The sequence below is a fragment of the Providencia sp. PROV208 genome, assembly GCF_028479465.1.
Lineage (GTDB): Bacteria > Pseudomonadota > Gammaproteobacteria > Enterobacterales > Enterobacteriaceae > Providencia > Providencia alcalifaciens.
This window is the reverse complement of the sequence record NZ_JAMPNS010000004.1, coordinates 271,512-296,231: the sequence shown is the minus strand read 5'-3', so window position 1 is coordinate 296,231 and position 24,720 is coordinate 271,512. Positions and strand designations below refer to the sequence as shown.

At 41.8% G+C, this 24,720-nt stretch carries 26 protein-coding genes; 2 read left to right on the top strand and 24 right to left on the bottom strand.

Annotated features, from left to right (window positions below; translation table 11 throughout):
- Positions 1–35: 35 nt before the first annotated feature.
- Positions 36–1,349 carry a sn-glycerol-3-phosphate ABC transporter substrate-binding protein UgpB gene (gene ugpB, locus PR766_RS04730; protein WP_154636248.1) on the bottom strand — a complete coding sequence of 438 codons (1,314 nt, stop codon included), beginning with the start codon at positions 1,347–1,349 and terminating at the stop codon, positions 36–38.
- A 639-nt stretch (positions 1,350–1,988) separates the two neighbouring features.
- The gene (locus tag PR766_RS04725; RefSeq protein ID WP_154636249.1) at positions 1,989–3,560 is read right to left on the bottom strand and encodes an AbgT family transporter; all 1,572 of its coding nucleotides are present in this window, start codon (positions 3,558–3,560) and stop codon (positions 1,989–1,991) included.
- Between the two features lie 456 nt (positions 3,561–4,016).
- Between PR766_RS04725 and PR766_RS04720 the strand changes: the two genes are divergently transcribed.
- A complete protein-coding gene (locus tag PR766_RS04720; RefSeq protein ID WP_006662505.1) occupies positions 4,017–4,385 on the top strand; it encodes a DUF1992 domain-containing protein in 369 nt (122 codons plus the stop codon).
- A 13-nt stretch (positions 4,386–4,398) separates the two neighbouring features.
- Here PR766_RS04720 and PR766_RS04715 read toward each other — a convergent pair whose 3' ends face one another.
- The 18 genes from PR766_RS04715 to PR766_RS04630 form a co-directional block, all read right to left on the bottom strand.
- Positions 4,399–5,094 (bottom strand): helix-turn-helix transcriptional regulator, encoded by a 696-nt coding sequence (locus PR766_RS04715; RefSeq protein WP_154636250.1) that lies wholly within the window; start codon positions 5,092–5,094, stop codon positions 4,399–4,401.
- A gap of 70 nt (positions 5,095–5,164) precedes the next feature.
- The gene (locus PR766_RS04710) at positions 5,165–5,500 is read right to left on the bottom strand and encodes a tRNA-binding protein (RefSeq protein ID WP_006658512.1); all 336 of its coding nucleotides are present in this window, start codon (positions 5,498–5,500) and stop codon (positions 5,165–5,167) included.
- A gap of 160 nt (positions 5,501–5,660) precedes the next feature.
- Complete coding sequence (locus PR766_RS04705; RefSeq protein WP_006658511.1) at positions 5,661–5,987, bottom strand: DMT family transporter; 327 nt, start codon at positions 5,985–5,987, stop codon at positions 5,661–5,663.
- Positions 5,988–6,005: 18 nt separating this feature from the next.
- Complete coding sequence (locus tag PR766_RS04700; protein WP_006658510.1) at positions 6,006–6,419, bottom strand: DMT family transporter; 414 nt, start codon at positions 6,417–6,419, stop codon at positions 6,006–6,008.
- A gap of 52 nt (positions 6,420–6,471) precedes the next feature.
- Positions 6,472–7,170 (bottom strand): hypothetical protein, encoded by a 699-nt coding sequence (locus tag PR766_RS04695; protein WP_224050613.1) that lies wholly within the window; start codon positions 7,168–7,170, stop codon positions 6,472–6,474.
- Between the two features lie 22 nt (positions 7,171–7,192).
- The gene (locus PR766_RS04690) at positions 7,193–7,837 is read right to left on the bottom strand and encodes a phosphate propanoyltransferase (protein WP_006658508.1); all 645 of its coding nucleotides are present in this window, start codon (positions 7,835–7,837) and stop codon (positions 7,193–7,195) included.
- Positions 7,834–8,226: a BMC domain-containing protein gene (locus PR766_RS04685; RefSeq protein WP_006658507.1), complete on the bottom strand. Its 393-nt coding sequence runs from the start codon at positions 8,224–8,226 to the stop codon at positions 7,834–7,836. Before PR766_RS04685 ends, PR766_RS04690 begins: the two co-directional genes overlap by 4 nt.
- 13 nt (positions 8,227–8,239) lie before the next feature.
- Complete coding sequence (gene cutD, locus PR766_RS04680; protein ID WP_036967719.1) at positions 8,240–9,190, bottom strand: choline TMA-lyase-activating enzyme; 951 nt, start codon at positions 9,188–9,190, stop codon at positions 8,240–8,242.
- Between the two features lie 84 nt (positions 9,191–9,274).
- On the bottom strand, positions 9,275–12,706 hold the full coding sequence (gene cutC, locus PR766_RS04675; protein ID WP_112859995.1) for a choline trimethylamine-lyase: 3,432 nt from the start codon (positions 12,704–12,706) through the stop codon (positions 9,275–9,277).
- A 59-nt stretch (positions 12,707–12,765) separates the two neighbouring features.
- The gene (locus PR766_RS04670; protein ID WP_154636251.1) at positions 12,766–13,896 is read right to left on the bottom strand and encodes a 1-propanol dehydrogenase PduQ; all 1,131 of its coding nucleotides are present in this window, start codon (positions 13,894–13,896) and stop codon (positions 12,766–12,768) included.
- A gap of 7 nt (positions 13,897–13,903) precedes the next feature.
- Entirely contained in the window at positions 13,904–14,167 is a 264-nt protein-coding gene (locus PR766_RS04665) for a EutN/CcmL family microcompartment protein (protein ID WP_154636252.1), read from the bottom strand.
- A 25-nt stretch (positions 14,168–14,192) separates the two neighbouring features.
- Entirely contained in the window at positions 14,193–15,824 is a 1,632-nt protein-coding gene (locus PR766_RS04660) for an acetaldehyde dehydrogenase (acetylating) (RefSeq protein WP_036963337.1), read from the bottom strand.
- 69 nt (positions 15,825–15,893) lie between these two features.
- A complete protein-coding gene (locus tag PR766_RS04655; RefSeq protein ID WP_006658501.1) occupies positions 15,894–16,172 on the bottom strand; it encodes a BMC domain-containing protein in 279 nt (92 codons plus the stop codon).
- A 15-nt stretch (positions 16,173–16,187) separates the two neighbouring features.
- Positions 16,188–16,472, bottom strand: a complete 285-nt coding sequence (locus PR766_RS04650; protein ID WP_006658500.1) for a BMC domain-containing protein — start codon at positions 16,470–16,472, stop codon at positions 16,188–16,190.
- A gap of 17 nt (positions 16,473–16,489) precedes the next feature.
- The gene (locus tag PR766_RS04645; RefSeq protein ID WP_004249182.1) at positions 16,490–16,768 is read right to left on the bottom strand and encodes a BMC domain-containing protein; all 279 of its coding nucleotides are present in this window, start codon (positions 16,766–16,768) and stop codon (positions 16,490–16,492) included.
- Positions 16,769–17,393: 625 nt separating this feature from the next.
- Positions 17,394–17,912 (bottom strand): FidL-like protein, encoded by a 519-nt coding sequence (locus PR766_RS04640; RefSeq protein WP_006658498.1) that lies wholly within the window; start codon positions 17,910–17,912, stop codon positions 17,394–17,396.
- The gene (locus PR766_RS04635) at positions 17,912–18,751 is read right to left on the bottom strand and encodes a transcriptional regulator (protein WP_006658497.1); all 840 of its coding nucleotides are present in this window, start codon (positions 18,749–18,751) and stop codon (positions 17,912–17,914) included. Before PR766_RS04635 ends, PR766_RS04640 begins: the two co-directional genes overlap by 1 nt.
- A gap of 42 nt (positions 18,752–18,793) precedes the next feature.
- On the bottom strand, positions 18,794–19,366 hold the full coding sequence (locus tag PR766_RS04630) for a TetR/AcrR family transcriptional regulator (RefSeq protein WP_006662497.1): 573 nt from the start codon (positions 19,364–19,366) through the stop codon (positions 18,794–18,796).
- Between the two features lie 315 nt (positions 19,367–19,681).
- Between PR766_RS04630 and PR766_RS04625 the strand changes: the two genes are divergently transcribed.
- Complete coding sequence (locus tag PR766_RS04625; protein ID WP_006658495.1) at positions 19,682–20,239, top strand: NADPH-dependent FMN reductase; 558 nt, start codon at positions 19,682–19,684, stop codon at positions 20,237–20,239.
- A 70-nt stretch (positions 20,240–20,309) separates the two neighbouring features.
- Here PR766_RS04625 and potD read toward each other — a convergent pair whose 3' ends face one another.
- From potD to potA, 4 genes are all read right to left on the bottom strand, one after another.
- Positions 20,310–21,359 (bottom strand): spermidine/putrescine ABC transporter substrate-binding protein PotD, encoded by a 1,050-nt coding sequence (gene potD, locus PR766_RS04620; RefSeq protein ID WP_006658494.1) that lies wholly within the window; start codon positions 21,357–21,359, stop codon positions 20,310–20,312.
- A 117-nt stretch (positions 21,360–21,476) separates the two neighbouring features.
- Complete coding sequence (potC, locus tag PR766_RS04615) at positions 21,477–22,280, bottom strand: spermidine/putrescine ABC transporter permease PotC (RefSeq protein WP_006658493.1); 804 nt, start codon at positions 22,278–22,280, stop codon at positions 21,477–21,479.
- On the bottom strand, positions 22,277–23,140 hold the full coding sequence (potB, locus tag PR766_RS04610; protein ID WP_006658492.1) for a spermidine/putrescine ABC transporter permease PotB: 864 nt from the start codon (positions 23,138–23,140) through the stop codon (positions 22,277–22,279). Before potB ends, potC begins: the two co-directional genes overlap by 4 nt.
- Complete coding sequence (potA, locus tag PR766_RS04605) at positions 23,127–24,236, bottom strand: spermidine/putrescine ABC transporter ATP-binding protein PotA (protein WP_154636253.1); 1,110 nt, start codon at positions 24,234–24,236, stop codon at positions 23,127–23,129. The genes potB and potA overlap by 14 nt, the downstream gene beginning before the upstream one ends.
- Between the last annotated feature and the right edge of the window lie 484 nt (positions 24,237–24,720).

Here is a 24,720-nt window from a genome sequence, read left to right as displayed (position 1 = left end):
CCCTCTGCATGCCATCAGAGGGGCGAAAGGACTCATTACTGAGTGGATTTTTCAAAGCGGCGTAATAATTGGTTACCCCGTTCAACAGAAGCATCTAATGCTTGCTGTGGGTTTTTCTTACCGGACCATACTGATTCCAACTCTTCATCCACAATGGTACGAATCTGTGGCATGTTCCCTAAGCGTAATCCTTTGGTATAAGGGAGAGGCGCCTTATTGAGCATTTGACGCGTGGCAATATCTGCACCGGGATTTTTGTCATAAAAACCCGACTTTTGGGTTAATTCATACGCCGCCTTGGTAATCGGTAAATACCCCGTATTCTGGTGCCATTTTGCGGCATTCTCAGGCTCAGCAAGGAACTTCATAAATTCAGCAACGCCTTTATAAGTTGCGGGATCTTTGCCCCCCATCACCCATAAACTCGCACCGCCAATAATGGCATTTTGTGGCGCAGTTGGAATTTGCGCGTCGTATGGCATCATACCAACACCAAAATCAAACTTGGCGTGTTTACGGATATTGGCTAGAGAACCGGAAGACCCCGTAATAATGGCACAATCCCCGTTATAGAATTTTTCGGTTGGCTCATCTTTACGTCCTAAATAACTAAACGTCCCTTTCTTATTCATGTCTTGTAGCAGTTCAATGTGCCTTACGTGATCTTGTGTATTAAATGCCAAAACTGCATCCGTACCATCAAACCCATTATTTTTCGTTGCAACAGGTAACCCATTCCATGCACTAAAGTTTTCGATTTGAATCCATCCCTGCCAGCCACTCGCATAGCCACACTTCATTCCCGACTCACGTAATTTTTCAGTGTATTGAGCAAGGTCTTGCCATGTTTTTGGTGGCTCATCTGGATTCAAACCTGCTTTTTTGAAAGCCTCTTTGTTGTAATAGAGAACCGGTGTAGAACTATTGAAAGGTTGAGATAACAGGTGACCTGTTTTTGCGTCGCTGTAGTAACCGGAGACGGTAGGAACAAACTGGGATTCATCGAAATCAATGCCAGCCTCTTTAAAGACTTCATAGACTGGCTTAATGGCTTTAGATGACATCATCGTTGCCGTGCCCACTTCATAAACTTGCAAAATAGCAGGGGCATTACCGGAACGAAATGCGGCTATTCCCGCAGCAAGACTTTGTTCATAATTCCCTTTATAGGTAGGAACCACTTTGTAATCAGGATGCGTTTCATTAAAGCGAGTGACAAGGTCATTCACTTCTTCACCAAGCTGCCCCTCCATTGAATGCCAAAATGGAATTGTGGTGGCTGCTATTCCCTGACAACTAAACGCAAAACCAAGCATCAGTGCTAGAGCCGACTGTTTTATCGATGCCATGTCAATTTCTCTCTTTTATGATGACTAAAATTTATTCGCTGAGATTTACACTGAAATGTGCGAATTCACGCAGCTTATGTTCGAGAGAGAATTTATCACCGAGAAATGACAGAAATATCGCCAATACATGACAGACAGATGACAGCCATATCTCTTGCAAATGACGCTTACATGACAATCGACGTGTTTTATTTTCTCGCTATATTACAAATAAACACGCGATGTAATTTAAAGCATTTTTTTGATTATTGAAAAATGACCAAATAACAAAAAATAGGAAACATGAATAATAAAGTAAAAAAAAATGCAAGGAATAATTTTGCGGAAATTGTCATTCTATACATATTAATCACCCTTATTTTTATTTAAAATAATACATAAATAAAAACAAACTTGAGAACAAGTCTATTCTTGACGTAATCATGCAAATAAATTTAATTTCTCATTTAACTTTAGGGTAACAATGAAATAACAACAAATATTTAATACAATAAAATCAATAAACCAATAATAACCTACCAAACAAGCCATCTAATGATGGTCATTTTATAACTACTTATAAATACATATATCAATAGAAGTAAAAAAGGGTAAATAGAAAGCTATTTACCCTTGCAATCTAATAGTTTAATAATGAAACTAACTGCCCGGCGTGAAATAAATTGGTGAACCTGGTCCTACTGGCAGCTCCAAAATAAATACCCAGACAATAAAGAACAGTGACCATCCAATAAAGAAAATAATGGAGTATGGCAACATCATTGAAACTAAGGTACCAATTCCAGCATCTTTCTTATATTTGACAACGATTGCCATAATCAATCCAAAATAACTCATCATTGGCGTAATAATGTTTGTCACAGAATCACCAATACGATATGCAGCTTGGATAGTTTCAGGGGAATAGCCTGCCAACATTAACATCGGAACAAATATCGGCGCAGTCACCGCCCATTGAGCAGAAGCTGATCCAATCATCAAGTTAATAAAGGCGCATATCAGAATAAAGCCAACAAATAATATTCCACCGTGTAGGTCAATGCTATTTAAGAAATTAGCGCCTTTGACCGCAATAACTTGCCCAATATTTGTCCATCCAAAGAATGCAACGAACTGTGCTGCAAAGAAAATGATGACTAAATAGAGACCCAAGGTGCTCATTGCGCTTGCCATCGCATCAACCACATCTTTATCACTGCGCATGGTTTTTGCAATATAGCCGTAAACAATCCCTGGAACCGCAAAGAAAATAAAGATAAATACCACAATCGCTTTTAAGAAAGGTGAATTACTCACTAACCCAGTTTCTTGATTACGTAAAATTCCACTTTCCGGCACCACCATTAAGGCTAATACTGCCGCTAATCCCCAGAAAGTCACCGATGCCCAGAACAACGCTTTTTTCTCAAGCGGCGTCACTTCAGCTGAAGCTCTGAGCTTATCTTCATCTTCATCAACACCACCGCCCTGATAGGGACCTAACTGTGGCTCAACAATTTTTTCGGTGATGAAGTAACCCAAAATAGTAATCAAGAACGTACTGGCGAACATAAAATACCAGTTCGCTTCTGCACCGACGATATACGTCGGGTCTATAATTCGTGCGGCTTGCTGTGTGATCCCAGACAATAACGGATCAACTGTTCCTAACAATAAGTTTGCGGAATACCCACCGGATACGCCAGCGAATGCCGCTGCCAACCCTGCAAGTGGATGGCGACCTAATGAATGGAAAATAATTGCGGCAAGAGGAATCAGCACCACATATCCCAACTCTGCGGCAGTATTCGACATGATTCCAGCAAACACAATTGCAACAGTCGTTAATTTGCGAGGCGCTTTAATCACAATTAGACGCATTGCAGCGGATAATAGACCTGCACGTTCCGCAATCCCCACACCTAACAATGCCACTAATACCGTACCTAATGGAGCAAATCCGGTAAAGTTGGTCACGACATTGGAGAGAATTTTACGAATACCCTCAGCATCTAATAAACTCACAATGTGAATGATTCCGTCTTCAGCGCGACCTTTCGCGCCTTCAGGACGAGGATCAGGAACACTAATACCAAAATACTGACCGACTGCTGAAGAGACTAATAAAATCCCAATTAAGATAATGAATAGAATGACAGGGTGTGGCAAGGCATTACCCAACCACTCAACCGTACGTAAAAAACGGCTACCCTCTTGTTTTTTTTGCTCCATATTTTCTCCTTATAAACAAGAGAAATGGACATTACACAATATTTTTTGCTTCACCTAATCACAAATACACAATTTCAAACCAACAAATTTGATACAATTTGAATACATAAACTAATAATTACTAGATGGATAATAAAATAACAGCATTAATTTTGTTAAATTTTATTTATGTAATAATCAAATTTTATAAAAATTAAATATCAGTAAATATAAAAAATGTGGTCAAGTTAACATTTTAATAATATTAAGGTGCCATTTTTTATTATTTAACACTATCAAAGTATCAAATTTAGTCGGTTTTATTTCATTTAATTTGTCTAATGCACATTTTTACAATACCTCAAAATCTGTGTCATTCACCCCCTACAAAAAAACCATTAGCCAGATTAATGTGCGTTTCTCATTCATACTAATCAACGTTATAATTCATGCTTATTGACAACAGAGCGAACAAGCATGTCTGTAATTGATCTTTGGGCCGAGCGCCATATTCAAGACGCCTTAAACAAGGGAGAATTATCCAATCTCAATGGTGAGGGTAAGCCTTTGCAGCTTGATGATGATAGCCTCGTTCCTGAGGAATTAAGGGCGGGATATCGTATTCTCAAAAATTCAGGATATCTACCTGCTGAATTACAGCAGAAAAAAGAAGCGCTCAATTTATGCCATATGTTACAGCAACTCTCTGCCGATGACCCTAATTATGTGGCTATCAACAAACAGCTGGCATTACTTGAGTTAAAACTCAAACAAGCCAATATCAACACCGATTTTTTATACGGAGAGTACTCCGCGACAATTTCGCAGCACTTAGAGTCTAAATGACATAATTTAGACATCATATCAGGGATTTTAGGCGATATTCCAACGGTGTTTTACCGTAAAATTTACGGAATGCGTGGCTAAACGCTGAATGGGAATCGTACCCGACAAGAGTGGCTACGTGCTCAATGGTTTGATTAGTTAATAATAAACTTCCAGCAGCTTCCATCCGTTTTTGTAATAGAAATTGCATGACTGTGCCCCCAGTCTCTGCTTTCATTTTACGCTGTAATGTACTGACAGACATATAAAATGCAGAGGCAATATCCTCGCAGCTTATGGGTAAATGCAGACGTAATTCAATCCAGTGAGTCAATTCATCAATCCAACGATTTTCAGGCGTTAACTGGGCTAATAATAGACGTGCGACGGCAAAGTTCTGTTCAGGTGCTTGAGGAAAATGCTGTAACCAATTCAATAACCCTATCGCAGCAGGCGTGAGCGCGAAGTGGGTCATTCGCTCACTTAATGCCCACTGTGCTGTTGCTGGCATTTCCAATACATAGTTTTGATTACCTTTTTGCCCACTAAAGGCATGACTCACACTCGGAGGGATCACCACCCCCTGACCCGCATTCAATAGCCAGTGTTGGCGATGCATATTGATTTCCATCACGCCAGATACGGCAAATACCACCTGCCATTGCCCATCATGTTGATGAGAAATAACCTCTTGAGAATATTGGCGATAATGCAGTTCAGGTAATAACAAGGTGAGCTCCTACTGGGTGGCATACAGTAGGAGTATAACGGTTTTAATCAAGAAAATGCAGCCTTACGGCTTAAGCAAGACGAGAACCATTCGGCACGGGTAAATTAAATTCCGCTAATACAATAGCCCCTGTTTCATCTGGTGCTCCCGTAATTAACACTTCAGATTTTATGCCAGCAATACGTTTAACTTCAAAATTACACACACATAAAACCTGTTTTCCAATTAAACTTTCGGGAGTGTAATGCACCGTAATTTGTGCACTTGAGCGTTTAATTCCTAATTCTCCTAAATCCACATCCATGACATAAGCGGGCTTCTTCGCTTTACTGTTCACTTCCGCACGAATAATGGTGCCAATACGCATTTCAACTTTCGTAAAGTCATCCCACTCAATAATTTGCATATCTCATTCCTAAATTAAACGATAGTCATACGTTAAATTAGCATAGGATAGACAATGGCTCTTAGCGTTAAACATTCATTTTATGTTGTGAAACCGTCATTGATTATCACCTGAAAAAACAGGCAATAATCAATGGGTATACGAGAGATAAAACCGAAGATTACATCGTTGAGAAGGTGTTCATAATAATACCGCCAGAGATAATTAATCCCATCGCGAAGACAGCAGGCACATCGGGTTTCTGCTTATATAAAATCATCGAAACTAACGTTACACCAACAATACCAAACCCACACCATAAAGAGTACGCAACACCCACAGGGATATATCCCATTGCACGAGTTAACGCAAAATAGCACAAACAGTAAGCTACAATCACTAAAATGGATGGACCTAATTTACTAAAACTGTTGGTTTTTTTGATCATCGATGTTCCTGTAATCTCCGAACCAATCGATAATGCCAACCATAAAAATCCAGTAAACATACTATTCCTCTCTTCTTATTAATGAGCGACGTTGTTAGTTGAAGACAGTGACGCTTCTGAATTTTCAGCTGGTTCAGCCTCATCAGCCCCCATCTTAGAAAACAAGTTCATAATCACGATGCCAGACGCAATGACCCCCATTCCGATAATTGCCGCCATATCGGGATGCTGCCCATAAAAAAGCATACCTAAGGTAGAAACCATTAAAATGCCCGTGCCTGACCAAGTGGCATATGCTAATCCAACTGGAATATATTTCACTGCGCGAGAAAGAGAGTAATAACAAATAACATACAGAATCACTATCAGACCTAATAATAATGATTTGGTTGTTCCTTCACTATTATCGAACATTTTCAATGTGGATGTTGCTGAGGTTTCAGAAATAATCACCGCCAGCATCCAAAGCCATGATTTTGCTTTAGAAGACATAGATAATACTCCTACATAGATAGACGTTTAAAATATTAAATTGAAATGAAATCTATTTTTTTAGAGACTTTAAATAATCTATTGCTGAATCTGTTAATTTATTTTTATTTAGAGAGTATTCCTTTGGGTCATTCATTACTTCGTTCAAAGTAATATAGCGATTCTGATTAACTTTATTTTCACTCGATGCCTCATCATTTCTAATGAGTATTTTATTTTCAATATTATTAAATGTATCGAATTGAATACCTAATGAGATAGCCTTATTTATATTCTCTTTAATTAGGTCGTTATACTGTTCATTTTTATTCAAACCTAATATCTGGTTTAAATCACTATCAGGACAACAATGATATTTCAGCGCCAAAATAGGAATATTTTGAGAGAGTGCATGTAAGATAATTTCACTTTCTTCGCTAACGGATAATCCATTCACAACTTCACTAACGACCTTACTTCCCAGAAAAGGTAAAAACACACAATGGAATTCAGCCAGCTTGTCTACACTAAAGGTATTAATATCAAATTGTTGTCCGATTTCTTTCCATTGGTTCCCTGTCGATTGGTTTCCTGTCGATTGCGTTAACATTTCCTTGGTGGCATAGAAAGAAAAAGACATCGAGGATAACGACAATAAACGTTGATACACCGCCTGTTGATAAGCTTGGCTAGGGGACAATACCACTAATACTCGCTGTTTCAGCTGTTGCAGTACCTGTGACACTATCTGCTCAATTATTTTTTCGTTCATCTTGCCACCGTTCGCTAAGTATTTAGCTGACAACAAAAACACTGTCATTATTGCGTAACCCTGCTGCATTCGCTTCATCTGTATCAATATGAAATTCCAGAGAAAATCGCGCATCGACTCGAATAACAACTTCATCAAATACGAGGCTACGCTCACCCTCAGTGCGCACACATACCCGCTGTCCATTAACGACATTGAGCGCGCGAGCATCCATCAGGTTCATGTGAATATGGCGTTGGGCACAAATCACCTGTTCCGAGAGATTAACGTACCCAGCCGGACCAATTAACAGCGCATTTCCTGACTCATTTAGATCCCCAGACTCACGCACTGGTGCTTTAATGCCAAGCGCAAAACAATCGGCTTTCGAGACCTCAAGCTGAGTTTTGGGTCTTGTTGGTCCTAATACTCGCACTTTACTGATCGACCCTTTAGGTCCAACCACCATCACACACTCTTTTGCCGCAAATTGTCCCGGTTGTTTCAAATCTTTAAATGGCGTGAGTTGATAACCTTCACCAAAAAGAACGGTGACGTCCTCTTGCGAAAGATGAACATGACGGTTAGAAACGCCCACCGGAATAGCGATAGGACTCTCCATTATTGCAGCAGAGTTTGGCACGGCTAAGCGAGACAGAATTTTCCCCATTAGCTGCTGGTTTATCATGATTTCTTCCCTTTACGAACTTCCGCTTTTGGCTCTACAACAACATGATTTTCTAGCGTTTCTACAGAAGACTCACGCACTGACGCTTCACGACATTGCTCAATTTCACTCGCGGTATTCTTGGCAGATAACAGTTGAGTGATCACACTCTCCTCAGGGCGAGCAATCACTAGCGTACCTTTTAATAAATTTTGATGGCTGACAACCGATGCACCATGATCAACCGCTGTTCTTACTGCACTAATTTCCCCCTGAAAACAGACAGAAACTAAGCCAGAACCAATTTTACGATAACCAACAATCTCAACACTTGCCGCTTTACATGCCGCATCGGCGGCTTGTATTGCCGATGTCAGTCCGTAAGTCTCAATGACACCTAAACTTTTCATCTTTCTCTCCTACTTAGTGACGAACCAGTCGAATATCAAAATCGAATGTTTTAAAGAAAGCCTCTAATTGATCTAACTCTTCAACGCTGTAGGTTGGATCTTTCTTGATGGGATAAATCATATCGAGCTTGTCGTATTTCCCACGACCAAGCTGGTGATAAGGTAAGATATCAATTCGATTTAAATTACCGCGTTTCGACAATTCCATGGCGTACTCAATTGCGCCAGTTATGGCATCAAAAGAGTCGTTGTATCCGCGAACTAAAGGCATACGCATCACCACATTTGCCCCCAACTCCATTAATCTTTCGAGATTACGGCGCACATTTTCATTACCAATACCAAACAAGTTTTTATGCTCAACGGTATCGATATGCTTCACATCGAACAAGAATAGGTCGACAACTTCGGCTAACCTTTCATAATTGGCGAGTGACGTTGTTCCTTGAGTTTCAACGGCTGTATTGATCATCATCTTTTTACATTCACGCAGAAGTTCCACAGCAAAGTCAGTCTGTAAACTCATTTCACCGCCACCAATCGTGACACCACCGCCAGAGGAAATATAAAAATCGTAATCCTGCATAATGATGTCCATCATTTCAGAAACCGTGACATCTTTTCCCATAATGTCTAATGCATCAGAAATGCACACTTCCTCACATTTACGGCAGCCAATGCAGTCAATACTGCGATTCACGCGATGGACAGCTTCCCCTTGTTCATTGGTTGTCATGTAATGGATACCTGTCGGGCAGACATCCACACATTTCCCACATCCCACACATTTGTCGTGGGAAAACATCACTTGAAATTGGCTACTGAGCCCTTCAGGGTTAGCGCACCAAGGGCAACGAATATTGCATCCTTTGAGAAAAATCAGGGTACGAATGCCATCACCGTCATAAATTGAGTATTTCTGGATATTAAATATCCGCCCTCTGATTTCTGCCGCTGTGTTCATCATTGCATCTCCAAAACAGTTTCAAACTTATTGTTTTTATTATGATGGGTAGGGAATAGCTATCTATCCCCACCCAGATTGGGTTTAGAACTTCTCAATCACGGTACGGCTAATGATTTCGTCCTGAACCTCTTTACACAATTCAACGAAGTAAGCACTGTAACCAGCAACACGAACGATTAAGTCACGATATTTCTCAGGTTCTTGCTGTGCTTTTTTCAGCATTTCGTTATCAACGTAGCTGAACTGCATTTGACCGTTACCCAAAATGGATGCCGTTCTTAACAAGGTGATTAATCCATTGCGGCCTTCTGGCGTATCCAATAAGCCTTTTAAGAACTTAAAGTTATGCACCATCCCGATATTCATCGTTTCCACGTTCATTTTACTGATGGACTTAATAATCGCCGTTGGTCCTTGTTTATCAGCACCTTGGGTTGGGCTAATACCATCTGACAGCGGCATCCACGCCAAACGACCATTTGCCGTCGCTGCGGTTAACTCACCAATCGGTGTGTTGTTAGAAATGGACAATGTTCCGTGGCTCAATGTGGAATACAGCATGTCGTATTTACGACACTCACGTTCAGTCCATTCAGTAATGTCTAAAGCATATTGGTCAACATAGTTGTCATCATTACCGAACTTAGGTGCATTCAGGCAATCACGACGTAACTCTTCATAACCTTCAAAGTTGGCAAGCAAGCCATCGCGCACTTGCTCTAAGGTATAGCGACCCTCTTCATAAACCACTTTGCGAATAGCCGCCATTGAGTCAACGTAAGTTGCTAGACCAGAGAAAATCAGCCCTGGGCCGTGGTTAATCATTGCACCACCCGCCGCAACATCTTTCCCTTTCTCCATACAGCCTTCCACCAGCAAAGACATCAATGGCTTTGGCGCGACATCACGGTGAACACGCTGACTGATGACCGTACCAATCGCAGATAGGCGAACAATATGGGCAATTTGCGCTTTCACCGCGTTATCGAAATCTTCAAAGGTTTTCAGGTTACGCAGATCCCCGGTATCTAAGCCTTGGTGGCTATCAAACAGCACCATCCGACCACGATTCAGAACAAATTCAATCGCAATAGGCCATTGTGTGTAACCCGTTGATGTCCACTGATAAATTCGACCTGATTTTTGTGGTTCCACGCAACCCATTAAGCAATAGTCGCGCGCATCTTCGAAATCAAAGCCTTTACGTAGCATCATTTTGATATGGGAATCGTCAAAGTGGCAGGCAGGGAAGCCCATACCGGCTTTCACCACATCTACGATTTTTTCCATATATTTTTGCGGAGATTGGTTGTGAATACGGCATGCTAATGATGGCTGATAAACTTTAACGAAACGGACTGCATCCATAATTAAGTACGTTAAATCGTTACATGCATCACCACCCGAGCGTTTTTGACCACCCACAGTTAAATTGATAAACGGCTGATATCCAGCGAAATATTTAGCACCCAGCTCACTGGACATCCACATTAATTCCGCACATTTGATGATAAACGCCTGCATCATTTCCAGTGCTTGGTCTTGGGTTAAACGACCCGATTGAATATCGCTTTCATACATTGGGAAACAGTATTGGTCTAAACGACCTAATGACAATCCAGTTTGGTTTTCTTCAATTTCAAACAAGGATTCCACAGTCCAAATACTTTGCAGCGCTTCTTGCAATGTTTTTGGTGGGTTCGCTGGGACATTTTCGTTCACTTGAGCAATTGTCAGTAACTCTTCACGACGTTTCTGATCTGTCTCTTGAGAAGCAAGTTCACGAGCATGTTCAGCGATACGATGCGCATAAGCCACCACACCCTCACAGGTTTCAATCGAGGCTTTATAGAAATAGATGCGGTCGATGTCCTCTGGATTTTGCATGCTTAACTCAGCCAGTCTTGCCTGAGCATCCGCTTTAATGCCATTCATGCCTTTAGTGAAAAGTAATACGTCATAACCTGGGCAAGTATCGCCGCCGCCATTGATTTGGTGATAGGACAAGTCACTCACAAAGGTTTCGCCGCTGAATTCCCAAACCCCCGCTTCACGGTATTGCGCTTCACAAATTTCATCCAGAGAACGGCCTTCCCAAAATGGCGCGATTTCTTCACGAATCACTTTTTTATCTTCTTCAGAGATCACAAATGGATCTTGTGGGCGAGTGCTCATTGTATCGAGTTCGTCTACCACCCAGCGCCATGCGATATCAGGAGAAAATGCCCCAGCGCGGGCTTTACCGCATGGGTGACCGACAATCAGCTCTTCAGGTTGAATCAAGATAGGTGCGGTTTCACACGCACGACGGAACGCTTTTGCACGCAACAAAATCGGCGGTAAACCTGGATTATTCTTTACCACTTCCGTAAAGGCTAATGCGCGATAGATAGACACACTTGGACGCGCTTCTAGATAACGGTTACGCAAACGCTGTAAGCGCGGCGTTAACCCTTCCATCACTTTGAATTCATTATCTTGTTGAGCCGTTGGTGCGACATAACTCGCTGAAGCCGCAGAATATTGAGGCTGCGTACTTGCTTGGCCGCAATATAAACGGACTTTTAATCCAGCATTAATTGCGCTGATATTTTCATGAGCCGAAAGCATCATCGCGGAAAGTTCGTTGATGCAAACTTGCGGATCATTAAGATAGATACCGCCTTTAAGCGCATCAAACATCGGATAACCATCCATCGCGCGAGTTGCACGGACTTCCGACAATTCAGCCAGTTTCAACCATAGACTTTCAACAATCTCATAAGCCTGTTGTGGCGTTAAGCGACCTTGCTCAATGTCGCGCTGGTAGAATGGATAAACCGCTTTGTCGAAACCCATTGGATTGATGGCATAGCTGCCATTTTCTAAATGCAAAATCAGTTGTAATAAGTAGAATGCTTGGCAAGCTTCTTTAAAGGTTTGCGCGGGTTTTGCGGGTACTTGGCGTAATACTTCTGCACTCTCTTGCAGCTCAGCACGACGATATGAATTCGCCTCTGTTGACGCGAGATTTTCAGCTCTTAACGCTAAAGATTGGGCAAAATGGATAGCAGCATCACAGGCATAAATCGCCGCACGGCAATTATTTGCCTCATCAATACTGTTACGACTGACCGCACTACCAATATTTCTGACGCGATTTTCCAGCTGGTTTTTAATTTCGGCGAATCCCACATTTAACACAACTAAATAATCGGGAGCGGCAATGGCACTATCACCGGCTAAAAACTCATAAATACTCTGGCTGTGCACTTCGTCTTCCGTATGAAAAATAGCACCACGCGGCGTTGAAGACTGGCTACCAATGATCAATTCATCTTGTGCGATAAACGCAGGGAAATGACGAATAAATTCATAAAACTGTTGAGCGGGTTTAATCGCTTGTGGTGCACCCGTCAGTTGGTTTCTCACGGTTTCAAGAATGTTGGCACGTTCGGTAATGATTGAGCAATTACGAGCACTTAAACGTTCAGCCAGTGTTTTTACTCGTGGGGTCAAAGCATATTTGGCCATGTTAGCCTCTCCTGATGTTCTTTCTCGTTCGTTATTCATCACATAAAAAGCGTTAACTATTAAAAAGACTGTCTGTACAGTGCTTCTAGCTGCTTTTCATTTACGTCCCGTGGATTAGTCGGAGTGCAACTATCGCGCAATGCTTGTCCAACCATTTCCCCTAAACGGGCATTAAAATCAGTTTCATTGACGCCTGTCGCGTGGATGCCTTTCGGCATATTCATTTCATCTTTCAGTACGTTGATTGCCATGATTAAGCTCTCAACGCCTTCACGTACGTTCGATGCTGGTAAATTAAGTTTTTGCGCTAATTCGGCATAACGCTTAGCCGCAGTCGTTTCACAACAGCCTTCCAGTCCTGCGTTAAATGCCACCACTTGCGCCATCAATATTGAGTTGGCACGACCATGAGGAATATGAAACACACCACCTAGTGCATGCGCTAAGCTGTGGGTGATCCCAAGAGATGCATTGGTAAATGCCATTCCCGCAATACACGATGCGTTATGCATTTTTTCACGAGCCACTAAGTTGCTGCCGTCGCGATAGCAATCAATGAGGTGGGCAAAAACTAACTGAACGGCTTTTTCTGCAAGTGCATCTGAAAAATCAGAAGCACTGCGTGACACATACGCTTCTATGGCATGACATAACACATCCATTCCCGTATCTGCGGTGATAGCGGCAGGAACAGATTTCACTAATACAGGGTCTAAAATTGCCACATCGGGCAACATAAACTCATCAACCAATACCAGTTTTTCTGAGTGAGACTTAATCACCGAAAAAGCCGTGACTTCAGAACCCGTTCCACTGGTTGTGGGGATTGCCACAAAATGAGGTTTGGTTCTATGACTGTCTTGGCGGGTATGCCATAAGGAGTAAATAACCGCTTTCGCAGCATCAATAACCGAGCCACCACCCAGTGCAATCACTAAATCTGGGTATTGGCTATCCATGATTTTCATACCCTTCACGATGGATGAAATTTCTGGATCTGGCACCACATCATCGTACAAAGAAAATGAGATACCTTGCTGGGTTAATCGACGAATCACTTCATCGGCTAACCCGAATTTCACCATCGCTTTATCGGTCACGATAAACGCGTGCTGGGCATTCACTTGAGATAAATAATCCAAAGCGTTTGCACCGAATTGCACTCTTGGCTTAATGAAAAACTGGTTCATGCGTTATTTACTCCCTGCCGTCTCGATACACTTTTTCAACAATGGCAACCACGGACATGGCTTTGTATTTGTCTTTGTTCAAAGCGAAATACTCTTCCGCCAAAATAAGGTCATTAATCCCTGCGCCAACACTGTCCACCGCAACAAACGTTTTATCCTTCAACGGATTCAGATCATCGCCAAGTGCCGTGATCATCAGTAAGTTACTACCACTTAGCTCTTGGCATTTCTGCGTTGCGACAACATGTCCAATTACCTTTGCCAAAATCATGATTTACCCGCCTTATCTCAATGAATTACTTATTTAGGCGTCCGAGAACGGCCTTAATAATCTGCTCAACATTCTCTTCCGTGATATCGCCATGAGTCGCAACCGCTTCAGCGATATCTGCATGACTCACCGTGTTAGCAAACCGGTTATCCGTAGCGCTTGAATGACCTTGAATTTTTGCTGGTTGCGACTGACGGAAACGATCATCGTCCAGAATACTGACCGATGACTGACATCCATGAGTTACTGGCGATGTTGAATACGCTGGCGTGTTCACCGGTGCTGGTTGTCTCAAATCATCAATAGAACGGACGCCATAACCGACTTTACGAATGTTGAGTAAATTCATTGGACCGACGTTGTCAGAACTTGAACCCCCTCCAATCGCCCCACATCCTAATGTCAGCGCTGGCGTAATATTGGTGGTTGCCCCAATACCACCTAATGCCGCTGGGGTATTAATCAAAATACGGTTTACGGGTTTTTCGAGGGAAAACTGACGAATAACATCTTCATTTTGCGTGTGGATCACCAGCGTGTGCCCCAAGCCTTCATTTGTCAGCAAATCGACAACGCGGTGGCATGCAGAGCGCCAATCTTCTTCAACGTACATCCCTAAGATTGGGCACAGTTTTTCGCGTGAATACGGATTTTTCGGTGAGACAGTATCTTGTAATGCAATTAATACTCTCGTATTAGCTGGAACACTAAAACCTGCACGTTGACTCAGCGTAATCGCATCTTTCCCCACGACATCAGGGTTAATGGTGCCATTCGCTCTGAGCAGCATTGAAGCCATCCGTTTTGCTTCATCTTCATTCATGAAGTAAGCACCTTGAGCTAATAACTCGCGGTGAACATCGTTGTAAATGCAACGTTCAACAATGATGGATTGCTCAGATGCGCAAATCACACCGTTATCAAAGGTTTTACTGGTAATAATGTCACTGACGGCTTTTTTGATATCAGCACTGCGTTCAATGAAAGCAGGACCGTTACCCGGACCGCCACTGATTGTGGGTGTGCCCGATGCATAAGCAGCACGTACCATGCCTTCACCACCCGTTGCCAGAATTAACGAAACGTCTTTGCTGTGCATTAATTCTTTTGTCGCTTCCAATGTCAGCATGGTGACACCATCTACGATGCCCGCTGGCGCGCCAGCTTCCAGAGCGGCTTTTTTAACAATGTCCAGAGTTCTGAAGCTACACGCTTTCGCGTTAGGATGAGGGGAGAAGACGATGGCATTACCCGCTTTCAAGGCAATCAATGTTTTATAGATAATGGTTGATGTTGGGTTGGTCGAAGGCACCAGTGCCGTGATCACCCCTAACGGAACCCCCACATCCATCACTTTATTGATTTTGTCATCATTAATGATGCCAACTGTTTTCAGATCTTTAATATGTTCATACACACGAACTGATGCAAACGTGTTTTTCAGGACTTTATCTTGCCACTTCCCAAAGCCTGTTTCTTCGTTCGCCATTTTTGCTAACTCTTCTGCATGGCGCGCAGATTCTGTTGCAATGTGTTTAACAATACTGTCAATTTTCTCCTGCGAAAAAGTTGCAAAGGTTTTTTGCGCTTGTTTCGCGTTTCTAACTAGCTCTCTTGCCAGTTGTCTGGATTGCAGATCTTTATCTAATGCAACCATGTCTTCCCCCGTACCGGAGTCAAAAGATTAAACTTACTAATTTGTTGTTTTTTCTAATGCTTCTAATGATTAAGCTTTGTGTTGCTGCGCGATTTTGCCGATATCATTATGTGGTCTTGCGATCACTCGAGACGTAACCACTGTACCGACACGTTTCGCCGCTTCTACACCAGACTCAACCGCTGCGTTAACTGCGCCCACATCGCCTTTGACCATGGCAGTCACAAGCCCTGAACCCACATTTTCATAGCCGATTAATTCAACATTGGCGGCTTTGCACATGGCATCAGCAGCTTCAATACATGCCACTAAACCTTTGGTTTCAATTAAGCCAAGAGCTTCTTTCATAAGTAAATTTCCTATTTATTCTGCGACTTTATACTGAGAGACAATTTTCTGGATGTCGCTATGTGGACGGGCAATAACCAGAGAGGTCACTACCGTGCCAATACGAGATGCAGATTCAACGCCAGAATCAACGGCTGCTTTCACCGCACCAACATCCCCTTTCACCATGGCGGTGACTAACCCAGAGCCCACATTTTCATAGCCAATCAACACCACATTTGCGGCTTTGCACATCGCATCAGCGGCTTCAATACAAGCAACTAATCCTTGTGTTTCAATAAGACCTAATGCATCACCCATGATTTCCCCCGAAAACGCTATGCTTTATGCTTAATCACAATTTTGTTGATATCGTTATGTGGACGGGCGATGACTAACGACGTCACCACTTCACCAACACGCTGTGCTGATTCAACACCTGAATCGACTGCCGCTTTTACTGCGCCAACATCACCTTTCACCATGGCAGTCACGAGACCAGAACCCACGTTTTCATAGCCGATAAGCTCGACGTTAGCGGCTTTGCACATCGCATCAGCTGCTTCGATACAAGCCACCAAACCTTTTGTTTCAATAAGTCCTAATGCATCACCCATTGTTGTTTCCTCCAAGGAAGCCGTTACGTTTTTCTTTACTCCCAGCGCCTAAGAGCCATTCCCCAAAATGCTGATGCCTCTTAACTGTGAGTAAACATTTATGCCAATTGAGTCTGCGTGGTGATTAATTGAACGCAGCTTTTGGCTTCAAAATCACTATAATCCCCAAAAAATAAAACAAAATATAAATCCATGATATGAAGATAATTAGAATAAAAAACTATAACCCATAATTGTTAGCTTAAAAATTCACACGTCTATGCTGAAAAATGAGAAAATTCACGTTTCCGTCCGGTAAGAAAAAAAGCGATAAATACACTTGGTGGGTTTATTGAGGAGATTGTTAACAAGATATGATTGAGCTGATGCTAGAAGGTAATTTGGTCAATAATAAGTGTGGTTTGCCTCACGCGGGGACCAGAGGTCAATGGTAAATAGGGGCTAAGAACAGAAGATGAACGGGAGAATCACTGTATTCCACAACGTGTGGCTGGATGTTAACACTCCATGTCATGCAGTAACGTTGTTATTCGTGCAGTAAAAACTGTCGCAGCGTGTTAGAGAAAATGGTGTGGTAAACCGATGAGGGGAAATGTGTAGATAAGCACCCTAGCTACGTAGGTTATCAATTAAACTTGCTACCTAACTTAGGTGTGCAGATAAACAGGGGGGAATTAATCGAACTCAAAAGCAGTGCTTTATCATTGAGTTTTTGGGCATTAATAAATAAGCCATCATGGCTATCAGACATTTCTCGCATAAAATAATCGAAAATCACATCGGGGGATTCATCAATCGAGGAAGCACTGGCTTCCCAGTGGCTAATATTATAGTGCCGCTCAGTCGGCGAAATGCGTTTGCTGGTGTATTTAAATTTCACATATCGTTGTAAATAAAGCCATCCTGCACTGGACGTCGTATAGCCCTCAACAACAATTGAGCCTTCGCCATTTGCACCAAAATTAAAGTGAATATTCCCGTTAACGTTTTCATCCTTCATATTTTCAAAGCGCATAATGCCTTTCGTTGAACATGCCATTTCACCGGAATTTTTATTGGATAGCACAACCGATTGGGTATAAATCACCACACCTGTAAAAATTAGCGCACTCAAGACACATAATAATTTTCCGGATATTTTCATTATGGCTTCCAAGAATAATAAAAATAATTATCACAATAACTAAATGGATTAGATTCATTCGCCGCACAGTGGGCAAGAAAGACCCTACCCAACCCATTTTTTTGTAATTTGTCCCCGTAGAAGAAGACAAAACGCTCTTTATCATTACATACGAGATTTAAATTTTTTCTAACTTTATCAAAGTTTTGAACATAGTTATCTGCAACAACACCGTTGATCATTTTCTCATTCGATAACACATCACAGCTGGCGTGTTCTAATGTTGGCAAAATCATGGGAGCAGAAGGCTGAGATGAAAAATAGCTCATCGTCGCCAACAAAATGGCGCAACACAAAAAAGCGGCACTGGCTAAATACCAACAAATTTCCCGTTTTTGTTTTGATATTGCATGAGGTAATGGATCTGAAGGCGATTCGGTAGGTTTAGTTTCTGAGGAAGGAGCCAGCATCACTTCCGCTTTTTGTATTTGACTTAAGCTATTTAACAAGTGGGTCGTATTGAGCGTTTCTTCATCAAGTACTTCCAACAAAACCTCAGAGTTAAACTCTAATCGCCCACGCGCGACGGTGACAATGATATTTTCAATGCCGTATTGTCGAAACGTTTTTCTAAGCAAGCTAATGTATTGGTTTAAATTACTATTTGAAGACACTAGTCCATTATCATCCCAAATAGCTTTAAGCACTTCATCACGGGAAACGACGCCTTTTTTTTGGATCATATAGAATAACAGGGCATTTGCAGTGATGGATAACTGAGTATCCACCTCATCTTTTTTTAAAGATAAAGTGCCATCAACGGCATCATAAATAATGAAGGCATTGATCTTATATTTCATTATCGCCTCATTCTATTTTTAGACGTACTTTCCCTTGGAAAACTAATGCATCTCTTCAAATGAAATTTGGGTTAACCGTTGAATGATTGCATCACGCTCTTGACGTGATAATGTAGGACCTTCCGTTAACGCGGATAGCCACAATCCATCGGCGGCATAGCGCACTAAAGCCCCCAAATAGCCATTATCAAACGCATCACCTTGGGCTAAATGCCCTAGCATCCAATCACGCCAGCATTTCCGCAAAACAGGTTCTGTCGGCATCGCCAATGATAAAAGTGCGAGCTGAAAACTTTCATCGGAGTCTTTTAGCTCGCCAACATAGTGCAAATAGGCGCGAGAAAATCGCCCATAAGGATCAGAATCATTCGCCATAATGGCGGCAATACGCACATCCATAATGTCTAATAGCTGGATAAACAAAGCATGAATCAGTTCTTGTTTACTGGGGAAATGATGCATCAGTCCCCCTTTGCTCACACCGGCTTCTCTGGCAACCGCATTGAGTGAAAGCGCTGCAATACCTTCTCGACCAGCGATTACCCTAGCTGCGTTTAGCAGCTCTTCTTGTCGTTTGATTGGATCTTTTTTTCTTGGATGCGCGAGTGTGTTCATGGGGATGAATAATACCGACTGGTCGGTATGTTCTATTTTGACTCGTATCAATGAAGAGAATATTGAGAGGAATTAAATATGAATAGTGTAATTAACTTCACAGTATTTCTGTTTAATAGTTAAAAAACATAAAGTTAATTTTAAAATATAAACAAATACTGTAATGAATTATCGACGGTTTATCATTGGCAAAATTAAATTTAACTTAATTTAGCTTTAGTGAATTTTATTATGCTAAATTATTAAAGACATTCCTATTCCAAAGAAAATATGCGAATTCATTGTATTTTCACAACATAAGAAGAGGTTTTGATTATGTCCAATCAGTATAATATCGGTGTGGTTGTCGGTAGTTTACGTGCTGACTCTTACAATCTAAAAGTCGCTAAAGCCATCACTAAATTATTCCCATCTAATTTCACCTTTAAATTTATCAACATTGCCGATTTACCTCTCTATAACCAAGAAGCCGACCAAAATGTTCCTGCGGTAGTGGCTAATTTTAAGAGCCAAATAAAAGCGTCTGACGGTATTATTTTCGCCACACCTGAGTATAACCGTTCAATGCCTGGTGTATTAAAAAATGCGATTGACCAAGGTTCAAGACCTTGGGGTGATAACTCATGGGATGGCATTCCTGCGGGAGTATTAGGCGTTTCTATTGGTAATATTAGTACGGCAATCGCCCAGCAGCATTTACGTAATAGCCTCGCATTTTTAAATATGCCTACCATGAATCAACCTGAGTGTTATTTAAAATGGTATGACGGCATGGTTGATGACCACGATAATATTTCACCAAAAAGTAAGGACTTCTTACAACCTTGGGCAGATAATTTTGCCAAATTTGTTATCCATAATAGTGCGCGTTAATCACTGATTTTATGTATGAAAAAGGCATCACCAAGGTGATGCCTCTGACCATTTCAAAACAGAACCGAAATTAGCGCCCTGCTTTCAGCTTTTGGAAATACTCTTCATACAGAATATTGGTATTCCCCACATCGCTTTGCCATTCCCCTTTTTTCAATACCTCTTCCGATGGGTACAGAGATGGGTCATTGGCGATTTCCGTAGGCAGTAATTTTTTCGCTTCTAAGTTTGGCGTCGGATAACCAATAGACTCCGCTACTTGTGCCGCAATTTCTGGGCGTAATAAGAAGTCGATAAGCTTATGAGCCCCTTCTACGTTTTTAGCATTCGCCGGAATCGCTAGGCTGTCCATCCAGAAAATCCCCCCCTCTTTTGGCCACACAACTTCAATCGGTAACCCTGCTTGTCTCGCGACAAATGCGGAGCCGTTCCACAGCATACCCACATCCACTTCCCCTTCAATGTACGGAGTCGCAGGGTTGTCTGAGTTAAACGCCAGAATGTTTGGTCGCAATTTTTGCAGCTCGTTATACGCTTCTTCGATCTGTTTTGGATCAGTGGTATTACCGGAATAGCCTAATTTTGTCAGCGCGACTTGGAACACTTCACGAGCATCATCCATCATCAACAAGCTATTTTTATATTCCGGCTTCCAAAAATCCGCCCAAGAGGTAACAGATTTCGGATCAACCGCATCACCATTAATCCCGATACCCGTTGCCCCCCAAATATAAGGTACTGAGTAATCGTTATTTGGGTCGAACTCTTTGTGGATAAGGTTTGGATCGAGGTTTTTAAAGTTAGGCAGTTGTGACTTATCAATCTTTTGTAACATGCCTTCTTTACTCATTTTGTCGATAAAATAAGTCGATGGCACCACTAAATCGTAAGCCCCTTCTTTGTAGGTTTTCAATTTAGTGTACATGCTTTCATTTGATTCATAGGTGGAGTAAATCACCTTGATGCCAGTTTCTTTAGTAAATTGCTCTAATAAACCGGGGGGAACATATTCTGTCCAGTTATAGAAATACAGTACGTTTTTGTTATCGTCAGCGGCTGTTGCCGTGCCAATGCTTGCAGCCATTAAACCTGCGGCTAGCAGATAGGACCATTTTTTCATCACTGATTTTCCCTCAACAAAGTGCTTTTTATCTATCTTAATAGGCTTCGCTAAAGCCTACCCTCTCGCCTGATGGCATGGAAAGATTGGGTGCTGACAGCACCCACCAAGTACAACTTAACGTTTTGATGGCTTAGCCACCGCATTTTTACCGTGTTTGTCGCGCATCACCCACTGGCTGAGGCACACCAAAATCAACGACATTAATAACAAGACCGTTGCTAATGCATTCACTTCAGGGGAGACCCCCACTTTAACCATCGAGTAAATTTTTAACGGTAAGATTTCATAACTTGGACCCGTCACAAAGGAAGAGACCACCACGTCATCCATCGATAAAGTGAAGCTCAGTAACCACCCAGCAACAATGGCGGGTAATGCTAATGGCAGGATGATTTTACGTAAAATCGTAAATTCCCCAGCGCCAAGATCTCGGGCGGCTTCTAACATTTTCACGTCAAAATCTTTCAATCTGGCGTACACCGTCACCACCACAAAAGGCAGGCAGAAAGTAATATGTGAAAATAGCAGTGACCAAAAACCTAATGAAACCCCAAGGATCATAAACAGCACCAGCAACGAAATTGCCATCACAATATCAGGAGACATCATGACCACAAACAGCATTCCGCCGACAAAAGGCTTGCCTCTAAAACGATAACGAAAGAGCGCCACAGCGGTTAATGTGCCGATAATTGTCGCAAATGTCGCTGAAAGTACCGCCATTGTTAATGAATGCCCAGCCGCCTCAAGCAAGCTGTCATTATTGCTCAGTAACTCATACCACTTAGTCGAAAAGCCTTGCCACTGGATCCCAAAACGCGATTCATTGAATGAGTTCACAATCAGAATAATGATTGGAATATAAAGATACGCGTAGATGGTGGTCATAAAGCCACCACGCAAAATACGTCCGATCATTCTTCATACGCCTTTTTATTCAAAAGCTTAGCAGCTCGGTAGTACACATACAGTAGCAGCCCCATCATCACCGTGAGGAAAATACTGGTTGCCGCCCCAAACGGCCAATCGCGAATATTCAAGAACTGGCTCTTAATGACGTTACCAATCAGCAGGTTTTTCGCCCCGCCCATTAAATCCGCCACGTAGAACAGCCCCATTGCTGGCAGCAACACTAATAAGCAGCCCGCAATAATTCCCGGCATGGTCAGTGGAATAATAATCTTCACAAAAGTTTGGCATTTATTGGCGCCCAAGTCTCGCGCCGCTTCTAAGTAGGATTTATCCAGCTTTTCAATACTGGAATAGAGCGGCATCACCATAAATGGCAATAAGATATAGATTAAGCCCAATACCACCGCTTCTGGGGTATACATTAATTTCAGCGGCTTATCGATAATGCCAACCCACAGTAAAAAGTCATTCAAATACCCCTTGGTACTTAAAAAGACTTTTAACCCATAGATTCGAATCAATGAGTTAGTCCAAAATGGCACAATCAGCAGAAACAGCATTAACGGCTGGATGCGTTTAGGCAACCTTGCCAAAATAAACGCAAAAGGATAGCCAATCACAAGACAGAAAAATGTGGCGATTAACGCCATATTTAATGAATGTAGCATCACTTGGGCATACATCGGATCCGACAAGCGGATATAGTTGTCCCAAGTGAAGACCAAATCCACCAGATTCGTATCACTGCGTGTGAAGAAACTGGTACCAATAATCATTAAATTTGGCAGAAAAACAAAGAGTAGCAGCCAAGCGACAACGCCGGTGATAATCACATTCTGCAAGATTTTATGCTTACGAATGATCATCCAGAACTACCTCCCAGCTTTCAACCCAAGTCACTGCAACTTTTTGGTTAAGCGAGTGGTCGACATCAGGGTCATCTTCGTTGAAAAACTCGCTGACCATAATAATTTTGCCATCTTCCATCTCAACCACTGAGTCTAACGTCATACCCTTATAGTTACGTTCTCGTACGTAACCAATCAGCCCAGGATGATTATCGGCATCGTTAACTTCTTCGACACGTAAATCTTCGGGACGCAGTAAAACGTTTAAATGCTGACCTTCGGTGACCGATAAATCGGTAAAAATATCACATTCATGCCCTTCAACATTGGCACGAATTCTTTGCTTATCAATACGATGCAATACTTTTGCATCAAAAATATTGATTTCACCGATAAATTGAGCAACAAACAGGTTTTTTGGCTCTTCGTAAATTTCACGAGGCGTGCCATCCTGCTCAATTTTGCCTTCACGCATCACAATGATACGGTCAGACATCGCGAGTGCTTCTTCTTGGTCATGGGTCACAAAAATAAACGTGATACCGAGCTTGCGCTGTAAGGCTTTCAGTTCATTTTGCATCTGTTTACGCAGTTTATAATCCAGCGCCGATAAGGACTCATCCAAAAGCAGTACTTTCGGGCGATTCACGACTGCACGGGCAATTGCCACACGTTGCTGTTGACCACCAGAAAGTTGATTCGGCATACGCTCTGCAAAATCAGCCAATTGCACCATATGCAAGGCTTGTTCCACACGTTTTTGAATGTCAGCTTTCGGCGTTTTTTGCATACGCAAGCCAAATGCGACATTTTCAAATACGGTCATATGAGGAAATAATGCATAGCTTTGGAATACAGTATTCACGAAACGCTGTTCCGCAGGAATATCTGTAATATCCTGACCATCAAGAATAATTTGACCGTCATCTACATCTTCTAATCCAGCAATCAGACGCAAAACTGTCGTTTTACCGCAACCAGAAGGTCCCAAAATGGTTAAGAATTCGCCATTTCGGATGGTGAGATCAAGCTCAGAAATAATTTGTTTGCCATCAAAACCTTTATTTAAAGATTTTAATTCGACGAGTGGTGTGAGAGAAGTTGTCTCAGTCATTTATAATACACTCTATCCCTAGGAATAATGCAGATAGAACCGCCACCGTTAAAGACTGTTAAGCCCCCAGGAAGATCCCCAGCAAAGCCCAAAACCAGTAGCGCCATTTTAATAAAACTATAAGGGCTGCATAATAAACACTGTTAATGAAAATTGAAAGCCATTTTCAACACTTTGTTTGCCTTTCATTATGAATTTAAAACAAATAAAAGCGATTTATGATGAAAATAAGTGACATTGCCCTATTTTTCATAGCTTTCCGCTTAACTATCATTTTTCATTATAAGACTTAAAATAATAAAACCATAAAAACACAATGTGTTCAAATGGTTATATTAATTACCGGTCTTATTGATGATTAAGATAACTTATCTAAGTAATAATAATCACTCTTTTTTATTTAATCCTTGTGCTTCATTTTATTTATTATTTTCTAAATGCTAATAAACCATGAATGATTAATGAATCAGCTAACCTAGCATGA